9 protein-coding genes are annotated in these 11,641 nt (G+C 62.3%); all 9 read right to left on the bottom strand.

The window, feature by feature from the left end:
• Positions 1-141: 141 nt before the first annotated feature.
• Positions 142-1,647, bottom strand: coding sequence for an Asp-tRNA(Asn)/Glu-tRNA(Gln) amidotransferase subunit GatB (gatB, locus tag HMPREF2710_RS08725; RefSeq protein ID WP_005507019.1), 1,506 nt, complete (start codon positions 1,645-1,647; stop codon positions 142-144).
• Complete coding sequence (gene gatA / locus HMPREF2710_RS08720) at positions 1,647-3,251, bottom strand: Asp-tRNA(Asn)/Glu-tRNA(Gln) amidotransferase subunit GatA (protein ID WP_049338850.1); 1,605 nt, start codon at positions 3,249-3,251, stop codon at positions 1,647-1,649. The genes gatB and gatA overlap by 1 nt, the downstream gene beginning before the upstream one ends.
• Before the next feature lie 15 nt (positions 3,252-3,266).
• Positions 3,267-3,563 carry an Asp-tRNA(Asn)/Glu-tRNA(Gln) amidotransferase subunit GatC gene (gene gatC / locus HMPREF2710_RS08715; protein ID WP_005507016.1) on the bottom strand — a complete coding sequence of 99 codons (297 nt, stop codon included), beginning with the start codon at positions 3,561-3,563 and terminating at the stop codon, positions 3,267-3,269.
• A 215-nt stretch (positions 3,564-3,778) separates the two neighbouring features.
• Entirely contained in the window at positions 3,779-4,516 is a 738-nt protein-coding gene (locus HMPREF2710_RS08710) for a transglycosylase family protein (protein ID WP_049358758.1), read from the bottom strand.
• A gap of 697 nt (positions 4,517-5,213) precedes the next feature.
• Complete coding sequence (gene ligA / locus HMPREF2710_RS08705) at positions 5,214-7,445, bottom strand: NAD-dependent DNA ligase LigA (protein WP_070600676.1); 2,232 nt, start codon at positions 7,443-7,445, stop codon at positions 5,214-5,216.
• A 223-nt stretch (positions 7,446-7,668) separates the two neighbouring features.
• Positions 7,669-8,562, bottom strand: coding sequence for a PP2C family protein-serine/threonine phosphatase (locus tag HMPREF2710_RS08700; protein WP_070600675.1), 894 nt, complete (start codon positions 8,560-8,562; stop codon positions 7,669-7,671).
• The gene (locus HMPREF2710_RS08695) at positions 8,559-9,710 is read right to left on the bottom strand and encodes an adenylate/guanylate cyclase domain-containing protein (protein ID WP_049345199.1); all 1,152 of its coding nucleotides are present in this window, start codon (positions 9,708-9,710) and stop codon (positions 8,559-8,561) included. Before HMPREF2710_RS08695 ends, HMPREF2710_RS08700 begins: the two co-directional genes overlap by 4 nt.
• A 291-nt stretch (positions 9,711-10,001) precedes the next feature.
• A complete protein-coding gene (locus tag HMPREF2710_RS08690) occupies positions 10,002-10,490 on the bottom strand; it encodes a glucose ABC transporter permease (RefSeq protein WP_070507790.1) in 489 nt (162 codons plus the stop codon).
• A gap of 124 nt (positions 10,491-10,614) precedes the next feature.
• The gene (locus tag HMPREF2710_RS08685; RefSeq protein ID WP_049351997.1) at positions 10,615-11,556 is read right to left on the bottom strand and encodes a biotin--[acetyl-CoA-carboxylase] ligase; all 942 of its coding nucleotides are present in this window, start codon (positions 11,554-11,556) and stop codon (positions 10,615-10,617) included.
• Between the last annotated feature and the right edge of the window lie 85 nt (positions 11,557-11,641).

Genomic DNA, 11,641 nt, shown 5'->3' with positions numbered 1-11,641 from the left:
GAACGAGGACGATAACCGCCTTTCCAAGCGGAGCCAGACGGAACGCCGTATCCCAAGCGAAATTAGGGAAAACGAAAGAGGCGCCGCCTCCCACCTCGGGAGACAGCGCCTCTTTCGTTAGAGCCGGGTCAGCAGAAAAGCTTAGCCTTCCACGCCGCACTCAGCCAGGATCAGCTCACGCACGCGGGCGGCGTCAGCCTGACCGCGGGTAGCCTTCATGACCTGACCGACGATAGCGCCAGCAGCCTGAACCTTACCGGCACGGATCTTGTCGGCAACATCGGGCATTGCTGCCAGGGCTTCCTGAACGGCTGCGGTGAGCGCGCCGTCGTCAGAGACCACGGCGAGGCCGCGTGCCTCAACGATTTCGGCGGGGGTGCCTTCACCGGCGAGGACGAACTCGAGCACCTGGCGGGCGATCTTGTCGTTGATCTTGCCTTCGGAGATGAGCGCTTCGAGGGCGACCACGGTTGCGGGCTCCACGCCGAGGGCGGTGAGCTCAACTTCAGCCTGCTTTGCGCGGCGGGCAATCTCGCCCATCCACCACTTGCGGGCTGCTGCTGCGGTTGCGCCTGCGGCGACGGTCTCTTCGATGACGTCGAGTGCGCCGGCGTTGACGACGTCGCGGAACTCTTCGTCAGAGTAGCCCCACTCACCCTTGAGGCGGCGGCGGCGTTCTGCCGGGGGTTCGGGCAGTTCGGCGCGCAGACGCTCAATCCATTCGCTGTTGGTGACGACCGGTACGAGGTCCGGTTCGGGGAAGTAACGGTAGTCGTCAGCGTCGGACTTGGGGCGACCCGAGGAGGTTTCGCGGGTGTCTTCGTGCCAGTGGCGGGTCTCCTGGGTGACCTTTTCGCCGCGTTCGAGGATCGCTGCGTGGCGGCGAATCTCGTAGCGGACGGCGCGCTCGACGGAACGGAGGGAGTTCACGTTCTTGGTTTCGGAGCGGGTGCCGAACTTCTCTGCGCCCTTGGGCATGAGGGAGACGTTGGCGTCGCATCGGACGTTACCGCGTTCCATGCGGGCGTCGGAGATGCCGAGGGAGCGTACGATGTCGCGGATTGCGGCAACGTAGGCGCGTGCCAGTTCGGGTGCGCGCTCGCCGGCACCGACGATGGGTCGGGTGACGATCTCGATCAGGGGCACGCCTGCGCGGTTGTAGTCGACCAGGGAGGAGGTTGCACCCTGGATTCGGCCGTCTGCGCCGCCGACGTGGGTGAGCTTGCCTGCGTCTTCTTCCATGTGGGCGCGCTCAATTTCGACGGTAAAGATGGTGCCGTCTTCGAGCTCAACGTCCAGGGAGCCGTTTTCCGCGATGGGGCCGCCAGCCTGGGAGGTCTGGAAGTTCTTCGGGGAGTCCGGGTAGAAGTAGTTCTTGCGGGCGAAGTAGGACTTGTCTGCAATGTCGCAGCCCAGTGCCAGGCCGAGCTTGATGGCGGACTCAACAGCAGTCTTGTTCACCATGGGCAGCGCGCCGGGCAGGCCGAGCGATACGGGGGTGACGTTGGTGTTGGGTTCGTCGCCGAACTCGTTGGGTGCGGAGTCGAACATCTTGGTCTTGGTGTTGAGTTCGACGTGCACCTCGAAGCCGAGGACCGGGTCGTACTTTTCGATGGCTTCTTCGAAGCTGAGGACTTCTTCACTCATTACTTGGTTCCCCCAAAGTCAAAGTCGCGGATCAGAGTTTCGGTGTCGGGCAGGCTCTTGTAGAGCGGTGCGCCCCATTTTGCGGTGAGCAGTTCTTCCAGCGCTGCGCCGACGCGGTAGAGGCGTGCGTCTTCGCGTGCGGGTGCGGTGAACTGGATGCCGACGGGCAGGTTGTTCTCTTCGGAGAGGCCGCCGGGCAGGGAGAGCGCCGGGACGCCTGCCAGGTTGACGGGCACGGTTGCGACGTCGCCCAGGTACATTGCCATGGGGTCGCCTTCGGTTTTCTCGCCGAGCTTGAACGCGGTGGAGGGCGCGGTCGGGGAGATGAGCACGTCGCACTTTTCGAATGCTGCCGCGTAGTCGCGCTGGATGAGGGTGCGTACGCGCAGTGCGGCGCCGTAGTAGGCGTCGAAGTTACCTGCGGACAGTGCGTAGGTGCCGAGGATGATGCGGCGCTTGACCTCGTGGCCGAAACCTGCGGAGCGGGTTGCGGACATGACGCGTTCGATGGTGACGGGGCCGTCTTCGGGTACGACGCGCAGGCCGTAGCGGACGCCGTCGTAGCGTGCCAGGTTGGAGGACACCTCGGAGGACATGATCATGTAGTAGGCGCTGATGGCTTCGGTGACGGAGGGCAGGGAGACCTCGATGATCTCTGCGCCTGCGGCACGCAGCTCTTCGACGGATTCGCGGAAGCGTGCGAGGACGCCTGCTTCGAAGCCTTCGCCGTCGCCGCCGCCGAGTTCCTTGATGACGCCGATGCGCAGGCCGGAGAGGTCACCCTTGCGTGCGGCTTCTGCGCCTGCTTTGGCTTCTTCAACGAAGTTGCCGGGCTCATCGGGCAGGGAGGTTGCGTCGAGCGGGTCGTGGCCTGCGATTGCTTCGTGGAGCAGTGCGGTGTCCAGGACGGTGCGTGCGACGGGGCCTACCTGGTCGAGGGAGGATGCCATGGCGATGACGCCGTAACGGGAGACGGAGCCGTAGGTGGGCTTGACGCCGACGCTACCGGTCAGCGCTGCGGGCTGGCGGATGGAGCCGCCGGTGTCGGTGCCGAGCGCCAGGGGTGCCTGGAAGGCGGTGACGGCTGCTGCGGAGCCGCCGCCGGAGCCGCCGGGTGCGCGGTCGAGTGCCCAGGGGTTGCGGACTACGCCGAATGCGGAGTGCTCATTGGAGGAGCCCATTGCGAATTCGTCGAGGTTGGTCTTGCCGAGGATGGGCATGCGTGCTTCGCGGACCTTGCGGGTGACGGTGCCGTCGTAGGGGCTCATCCAGCCTTCGAGCATGCGCGATGCTGCGGTGGTGGGCTGGCCCTTGGTGACGATGAGGTCCTTGACGGCGATGGGTACGCCTGCGAGCGGGGGCAGTTCCTTGCCTGCTGCGCGGTCTGCATCCACTGCTGCTGCGGTGGCGAGTGCTTCTTCGGCGTTGATGTGCAGGAAGGCGTTGAGGCCATTCTTGCCGTCTGCTCGGTTGTCGCTCAGGGGTGCGCCGTCGGTGGCTGCGATGCGGTCCAGGTGTGCCTGGGTGAGCTCGACGGAGGTGATTTCGCCGGATGCGAGCTTTTCTGCTGCTTCTGCAGCGGTGAGCTGGATCAGTTCGTTCACTTGGTTGTTCTCCTCTTAGTCTTCGTCGAGGATTGCCGGCACGCGGAACTTGCCGTCCTGTGCGTCGGGGGCGCCGGAGAGCGCCTCTTCCTGGGTGAGGGTGGTGACGGGTACGTCTTCACGGAAGACGTTCTCGAGGGGGATGGGGTGGCTGGTCGCGGGGATGTCGGCAGTTGCTTTCTGCGACATGGTCTCAACGGATGCGACGATGACGTCCAGCTCAGACGCCATCGCGGTGAGTTCTTCATCGGTCATCTCAATGAGTGCCAGCGATGCCAGGTGCTTTACCTGTTCAAAGGTGATGGCAGACATGGTTCTCCCGTAGTTTGTTTTCTTGTCTCTTCTCTAGTGTAGTGGAGGTTGCGTTTTCCGTCTCATTGGGGGTTGGAGGGTTTACCTGCTGGTTTGTGTGTTCAGGCGGTGTTCTTCTCCCCTGTTTTCGGGTTAAATACTCAACGCCCCGCTCCTCGTATGAGGTGCGGGGCGTTGGGCTACAACGTGTCCACGTTACGCTTGGGGGTTAATCCTTAGGCGGGGATGGTCAGAACCTGGCCGGGGAAGATCAGGTCAACGTTGTAGATGATGTCGGTGTTCGCAGCTGCGATTGCCTGGTAGCCGCCTGCAACGCCGAGCTTTGCAGCGATCAGCGAGAGGGAGTCACCGGGAACCACGGTGTAGGTGCCTGCTGCAGCCTTGGGAGCTGCAGCGGGAGCTGCGGGAGCCTCAACTGCCGGTGCTGCGGCGGGAGCTGCGGGAGCCTCAACTGCTGCGGGTGCAGCCTGAGCTGCCGGTGCAGCGGGTGCTGCTGCGGGAGCTGCCGGTGCTGCTGCGGGTGCAGCCTGTGCCGCGGGAGCGGTGTAGGTCTGCTGGGTCTGCGACTGTGCAGCCACGGTGGTGGTGGGCTCAGTGTAGGTGGGAGCTGCGCCGGTCTTGCCGTAGAGGCCAAGCTTAGCGGAGCATGCGGGCCATGCGCCCCAGCCCTGGATAGCGAGCAGACGCTCGCCAGCCTCGATCTGCTGTGCACGGGTAGCGGTCGCGGGGGAGCCGGACATGCCGACGCCGTTCCAGGACTGCTGGGTGAACTGCAGACCGCCGTAGAAGCCGTTACCGGTGTTGATGGACCAGTTGCCACCGGACTCGCACTGTGCCAGTGCGTCCCAGGTAGCACCGTCTACTGCGTTTGCAGCGGGCATCGACATGGTAGCTGCTACAGCGCCACCGATGGCGAGAGCTGCTGCGGTACGACGAATGGAAGTGTTCTTCATAATGCTCCTTGGGGCCGTCCCCGCTCGTTCCGTCCCCGGAACTCTAGCGCGCCGCCGCTCACCCTTTGATAACGAAGTAGGTTACTCATATTCTGGCTCTACCATGTGAGCGGCTCTCCACCGATTTCATGTCACCGTGAGCGATTCTGCACTTATGTGCGGAATCCGGGTGGCACTTCCTCGGTGGGGACGTGCGGTAGAACCGGGCATCGTTTCAAGCATTCCAAGCTTGAAACCACACAGGCGATTCCCTTGCGAGAATCTGTCTGGTCTCAAAGATAGCCGAGGTTTTTTATGATTCCAACCTGATTTCAAGTTCACAGTGAACGTCCCGGGTTCTCCCAGGGTTCTTTCAGGTTAAAAGTGCAGGAAACATTAATCAAGACCTAGAACCCCGCGTATCTTAAGGGTTTCACCCCGGAATTTCGGGGTTTTCTAGGGACTTAACCCCGAGTGCACTCCCCCACTGAGCTTTCCGATTCGGGGTGAATGAGCACCACCTTTAAGGGTTTTGAACGGCGTGTAAATATTTTTTAAATATTTCTTCGCTTTGGGAGTGTTTTAAGGCGCTTCCACCTTAAAAGCTGTGGTAATTACAAATACCAAAAATTGGCATTCAGGCTCTGGAGCACGCACTCCAGAGCCTGAATGCTCTATATATTGCAGGGGTCAGATTCAGATGACCCCGCTACCGGGTCTACTCGGCGGTAGCCTCAACAGCCTCCGGACCACCCTCGAGCAGGGCGGTGAAGCCCTCTTCATCCAGCACCTTCAGACCCAGTTGCTGAGCCTTATCCAGCTTCGAGCCGGCGTTCGCGCCAGCGACCACAAAGTGGGTCTTCTTAGACACCGAACCGGATGCCTTACCGCCGCGAGAAATAATGGCTTCCTTCGCACCGTCACGGGTGTAACCGTTCAGCGTGCCGGTCACGACCACAGTCAAGCCCTCCAGGGTGCGTTCCACGGACTCGTCACGAGTATCTTCCATGCGCACACCGGCGGCAGCCCAGGAGTCCACCACCTCGGCGTGCCAATCCTCAGCAAACCACTCAATAATCGAGTCGGCAATCGTGGTGCCCACACCGTCCACAGCGGCAAGGCGTTCACGGTCGGCCTCGCGGATCGCCTGCATCGAACCGAACTCCGCGGCGAGCGCGCGGGCAGCGGTCGGGCCCACGTGGCGAATCGAGAGGGCAACCAGCACGCGCCACAGCGGCTGCTGCTTTGCCTTCTCCAGCTCGGCGAAGAGGTTCAGCGTATTCTTCGTGGGCTTCGGCTCGGGACGTGCCTTGGTCGGCTTGGTGTAGAAGTAGGGCACGCGCTCCATCTTTCCGGTGCCCACGCCCTTGACCTTCTTCTCACGCTCGATGGTGACCTCGCGCAGGTCCTCAATGTTGAGGCTGAACAGGTGCGCCTCGGTGGTCAGCGGAGGGGTGTCCGGGGTTGCAGGGCTGGTGAGGGCCTTTGCTGCTTCGAAGCCGAGCGCCTCAATGTCGAAGGCGCCGCGGCTTGCCGCATAGTACACGCGCTCGGTCAGCTGTGCCGGGCAGGAGCGCGGGTTCGTGCAGCGCAGGTCCACGTCACCTTCCTTGCCGGGGGCAAGGGGCGAGCCGCAGGAGGGGCATTCGCTAGGCATGACGAACTCTCGTTCGGTGCCGTCACGGAGGGCAACCACGGGGGCAACAATCTCGGGGATCACGTCGCCTGCCTTGCGCAGCACCACGGTGTCACCGATGAGCACGCCCTTAGCTTTGACCACGTCCTGGTTGTGCAGGGTGGCGCGTTCGACGGTCGAGCCGGAGACGAACACGGGCTCCATGACGCCGTAGGGGGTCACGCGGCCGGTGCGTCCCACGTCCACGCGGATGTCCAGCAGCTTGGTGTGCACCTCTTCGGGCGGGTACTTGTACGCCACCGCCCAGCGCGGCACACGGGAGGTGTAGCCCAGCTGAGCCTGGGTCGCGAAGTCGTTGACCTTAATGACGATGCCGTCGATTTCGTGCACCAGGGAGTGGCGCTGCTCGCCGTACTTATTAATGAAGTCGAACACCGCCTCGGTGTTAGCGGCGATTTCACTGTAGGGGCTCACGGGCAGGCCCCAGGAGGCGAGCAGATCGTAGGTCTCGTACTGGGTGGCAATATCCAGGCCGGTGCGCGAACCGATGCCGTGCACGTACATGCTCAGCGGGCGCGAAGCGGTAATCGCCGCATCCTTCTGGCGTAGCGAGCCTGCCGCGGCGTTACGCGGGTTAGCGAAGGGGTTCTTGCCGGCGGCAATCATGGACTCGTTGAGCTTCTCAAAATCGGCGGAGGAGATGAACACTTCGCCGCGGATTTCAATCTCTTCGGGGTGGTTCTTGCCGCTCAACTGCTGCGGGATGCTCGCGATGGTGCGCACGTTGTGGGTGACGTCTTCGCCGGTGGTGCCGTCGCCGCGGGTTGCCGCACGCACGAGGGTGCCGTTGCGGTAGAGCAGGTTCACCGCCAGGCCGTCGATCTTCAGCTCGGTCAGCCACTGCGGTGCGCTACCGGTGAGGTTCCGGGCGCTCTCCTCGGTCTTGGTCAGCCAGGCGCGCAGCTCTTCGAAGGAGAAGACGTCCTCGAGGGAGTACATGCGCTGCAGGTGGGTGACGGGTGCGAAAGCTTCGATGGCTTCACCGCCGACTTCCTGGGTGGGCGAGTCGTTGGCGATCAGGTGCGGGTGCTCCGCCTCAATGATTTCGAGGCGGCGGTAGAGCGCATCGTACTCGGCGTCAGAGAGGAAGGGCGCGTCCTCGTTGTAGTAGGCGCGGCGGGCGGCACGAATCTTATCGGTCAGTTCCGCGTACTCGGCGCGCAGGGCCTCGGTAATCTCCACGGAGTTTTCTGCGGGGCTCTCTGCTCGAGTCTCGGCGGGGGCAGTCTGCTGGGTGGTGTTGTTCTCAGTCACCCGTCCAGTCTAGCGTTTTTGATCCGCCTCTCCCCTATCGCTCGTCATATTGGCAGGTTCCGCGAGCGCGAACGATGAGGCAAACGATGAGGCAAGAGTGCCGTAGCCACTTACCGGATTGCGCTTCCTTAGTTTCTGTGCGCGGATACAGTTCACCCCCGCCTCCTGCAGGCACTCGCGCGAGTACCTGTAGAGGGCGGGGGTGAATCATAAGGTATGAAGTTTAGGCTTCGACAGCGTCGGCAACAATCACGGTAATGTTGTCGCGGCCGCCGGAGCGCAGCGCCTCGTGCTGGAGCACGTCAGCGGCGTCCTGCGGGTGGCGGATCGAGGTGAGTACGCGCGCCATGTATTCGTGCGAAAGCTCACCGGAAAGGCCATCGGAGCAGAGCATCAGGCGGTCACCGGCGCGGGCGGGCAGAACCCAGAAGTCCGGTTCCCAGTAGTTGCCGGTACCCAGCGCACGGGTAATCACGTTGCGGCGCGGGTGGGTCAGCGCCTCCAGGGCGGTAATCTGACCCTCGTCAACCAGGTACTGCACCTCGGAGTGGTCAGTGGTGACCTGCTCCAGCGAGGCGGAACCCTCAGAGCCGGGCAGCTTCTCCATGGCGGAGTGGTGAATACCGTCGTCTTCACGCAGCAGACGGTAGGTTCGGGAGTCACCCACGTTGAAAATAACCCACAGGTTACGGTCACCGATGCTGGTCAGCCAGGCGCCGGTGACGGTCGTGCCGCCGGCGCGGGAGAGCGCCTGCTTAATTTCTTCGTTGGTTTCGCCAAGGATATCGTGCAGGCGGTTCAGGGTGCCCACGATTTCGTTGTTGAGGACGGTGTTGGCGCGGCGACGGCGCTTGGCGGGGTCGGAGTCGTCAATGGCGGCGAGGCGTTCAGCGTAGGCCTGCTGCTCCTCTTCGCTACGGCCACCGGGCATGGTGAAGAAGGGCGAGTAGGCAAGCTGACGCACGCACAGGCGCGATGCTACTTCGCCGGCTTCGTGGCCTCCCATGCCGTCCGCGACCACGCAAAGGGAACCGGCAACGACCATCGAATCTTCGTTATTTTCTCGATGTGCGCCGCGGTGCGTTGCACCACCGGTACGTAGTTTCAGTTCAGTCATGAGAGGTCTATCTCCATTGTGTAGTTCGCGCGACGAGTCACCGCCACGGGGTCTACGTTACCAAAGCTTCTAACGTTTCGCGTCCCTTGAGAGGTGAGAGTATAGCGATTTCCCACCTGTCGGAGCGTGTTTGCTGTCTCATTATCGGTCAGCACGGTACCCGGTTCAGCGAGGGAGACCAGGCGCGCAGCCAGGTTCACGCTGGAGCCGTACACGTCGCCGCGGTTAGCCAGAACCTCGCCCCAAATGAAGGCGACGCGGGCTTCCGGTAGCTGCGGGTCGGCGCCGATCTTTTCGGAGAGCTGCAGGCTAATTTCTGCGATAGTGTCCGGGGTTTCGGTGAGGAAGAAGACTTCGTCACCGAGGGTCTTGATAATGCGACCGCCCAGGGGTGCGATGACGTCCAGGCAGCTCTGCTCAAAGTGGTTGATGAGCTGAGAAAGAGCCGCGGCGTCCAGGTTACGCACCAGGGAGGTATAGGAAACCAGGTCAACGAACCCTACGCCTCGCACCAGGGGCAGGCGGGAAAGTCCGGAGGTGGTCACGTTGTTTTCGCGCAATCCCAGGCGCAGGATTCCGGCGTACATCTGGCGACGGTATGCGTAGAGCGCCAGACGCTCGAGAACCTCGAGGTAACGCGGGAAGTCTTTGAGGAGCTTGCGGCGGGCATCATTATCGCTGAGGTTTTCGGTGACCATAATGTTGTGCACGAGCGCCTCAATCTGCCAGGCGACGGTACGGTCGGTCAGTTGACCTTCAGCGCGCACGAGGGATGCCACATATTCCATGCGAATGTCGCCGTCTGCGTCCAACTTCTGCAGGTCGGCGAGCATCTGCACGTCTGTTTCAGTGAAGTAGGGCGAGTGGTTGGCAATTGTCGGGAAGCCTATATTGTGCCAGATACGCTGGGCGGTTTCGAGGGGAAGTCCGGCGCATTCTGCGGCTTCTACGGGGGTGTAGCGGCGCCCCTGTCCCAGGAGCGACTTTTCGAGGGCTCGGATTCCCGCCTTGGATTCCTCGTCGCGGTAGATATTGTTCTGGGCGAGGTTCTGCAGAATTTTGAGGTTCAGCATTTGGGTTTCGGGGCCCATGGTGGCGCCGGTACCCTGCGGAGAGTGCGCAGGTTCATGGTGGTCTGCCGTGCTCATTGCCGCTGCCGCTCCTTTCATATCTGCCGGATCATCTGTTCTGTCGTGCGGATGCGCTGGCGTGTGCCGTGCGTCGATTGTGCACTGCTTCACTGTATAGCGCCTTGTTAATATACCCCCCACTGCGGTGTTTTGGGCGTCAAAGCGCCCGCACCCAAAGATATTTTAGTGGAGTAATTCACATTTAAGAATACTCTAATCCGCATTTTTTCGGCAGATTTAGGCGCCGGGTTAGGCTCCGAGCCAACCGGTCCACCCTCCTTATAGTGGGCGGACGCACCCCAGAGAGGGCTAGATATAGCGGGAACGCAGGGCGTAGTAGTCGCGTCGAGCGGATTTAATTTCTTTTTCAAAACGCTTGGGTTCAGGCACATAGGTCAGACGGTGATGCGCTCCGCGGCAGACCACATACACGGACCCATAGCCCAACCAGGCACCCGGGCCACGCTGTTTTGCCCAGCGCTCGCCCATGGAATCCAGGTAGAGGGATTCGTCTCCGCTACGGGTCATCACACCGCGGCGCACTACGAGCCGATGGGTGGTCAGCAGGTAGTAGGTGGTAACCCACCGCCAGGCAGTACGCACAGCACCAAGCAGGGCACCCACCGCACACATCGTGCCGAGAGTCCACAGAATCGGTGAGGACCGTGCCGTGGAGGCAAAGGTTGAGGCGGCGATAGCAACCAGCAGGTAGGCGAGCGCGGGCAGCAGAGCACCGTAGTGCTGTCGGGTGGCGATGATGACATGCTCACCGGGGTTGAGTTTTCCGCGCAGGCGCATGGTGTTCCTTAGCTGTGCTGGTGGGTGTGTACCGGATTAGAGGCGCCGGTTTGAGGTGGTGCGGGCGTATTCAGTGTTGCTGTGCCGGGCAAAATTTTATGGGCAGAAACTTTATAGGTTGGTTCTAGTGTGCCTGCTGAAAATCTCCGTAGCTACCGTTGGCGGGGCGAAGATGCTCAATATCGCCCACCGCGTAGGGCTCTATGGTTCCGTCCTCGCGGCGAATGAGGATGCGCCCCTGCGCATCGAGGTCTTCGGCAATGCCATCTACGGTGCTTCCGTCGGGCAGGCTCATGCGCACGCTGGCTCCGAGGGTTGCGGTGGAGGCGCGTGCCTGGTCGAGCAGGCTGATGCTCTGTGGGTTGAGGGGGTCGGGGCGTTCGGGGTCACCACCGGCGCGCACGAAGGCGCGGTAGCGGCGGGCGAAGATGCCGAGCAGTCGGGCGAGCACCTCGGAGGAGTCGATGACCTGCCCGGTGCACAGGCTCAGGCTGGTGGCAGTGGGTACGGGCAGCTGTTCGGCGGACATGTTCGTGTTCTGGCCGATGCCCACAATGATGCTGCGCTGCCCCTCGGTGGAGCCGCTTTCGGGAACGAGCTGGGCGAGAATTCCGCACCCCTTAGCGCCCTGCGCGATGACGTCGTTGGGCCATTTGAGGGCGGCATCCACGCCGTAGCTGCGCCAAATATCGACCACGCTGAGCCCGGCGATGAGGGTCATCCAGTGGTAGCTGCCTTCGGGGAGTTCTCGGGCGAGCGGGTCTGCGGAGGCGTGCGGGCGCACCACGATACTCGCGGCGAGGCAGGCTCCGGGAGGGGCAGTCCAGGCTCGGGCGAGGCGGCCGCGTCCGGCGCTTTGGTAGAGGCTGGCGTAGACGGAGAGCTCACCGAGCTGTTCGCGTTCGGGGTCCGTGCCGTCCATAAGTAGCTCGCGGGCGCGGGTGGTGGTGGAGTCGACTTCATCGTAGAGGTTTACGCTGGAGTAGCCCGCGTCCAGCGCCACGGTGCGGATGCGCGGCGCATCCAAAACCGAATGATCACTCTCGTTATGCATGTTTTCAGCCATAGCCTGCACCTTTCTGTCCTACCTCAATCAGTCCTGCAATTCGCAGACCCGCTATCAACCTGCCGCCGTAATCTGCCGGTTTCTA

The sequence above is a fragment of the Rothia sp. HMSC069D01 genome, assembly GCF_001810135.1.
Classification (GTDB): domain Bacteria; phylum Actinomycetota; class Actinomycetes; order Actinomycetales; family Micrococcaceae; genus Rothia.
This window is presented reverse-complemented; position numbering and strand designations above follow the sequence as displayed.

Excerpts from the sequence above, each read along its gene's own strand:
- gatB (WP_005507019.1), bottom strand. The coding sequence starts at position 1,647 with ATGAGTGAAGAAGTCCTCAGCTTCGAAGAAGCCATCGAAAAGTACGAC.
- gatC (WP_005507016.1), bottom strand. The coding sequence starts at position 3,563 with ATGTCTGCCATCACCTTTGAACAGGTAAAGCACCTGGCATCGCTGGCA.
- HMPREF2710_RS08710 (WP_049358758.1), bottom strand. The coding sequence starts at position 4,516 with ATGAAGAACACTTCCATTCGTCGTACCGCAGCAGCTCTCGCCATCGGT.
- HMPREF2710_RS08700 (WP_070600675.1), bottom strand. The coding sequence starts at position 8,562 with ATGACTGAACTGAAACTACGTACCGGTGGTGCAACGCACCGCGGCGCA.
- HMPREF2710_RS08695 (WP_049345199.1), bottom strand. The coding sequence starts at position 9,710 with ATGAGCACGGCAGACCACCATGAACCTGCGCACTCTCCGCAGGGTACC.
- HMPREF2710_RS08690 (WP_070507790.1), bottom strand. The coding sequence starts at position 10,490 with ATGCGCCTGCGCGGAAAACTCAACCCCGGTGAGCATGTCATCATCGCC.
- HMPREF2710_RS08685 (WP_049351997.1), bottom strand. The coding sequence starts at position 11,556 with ATGGCTGAAAACATGCATAACGAGAGTGATCATTCGGTTTTGGATGCG.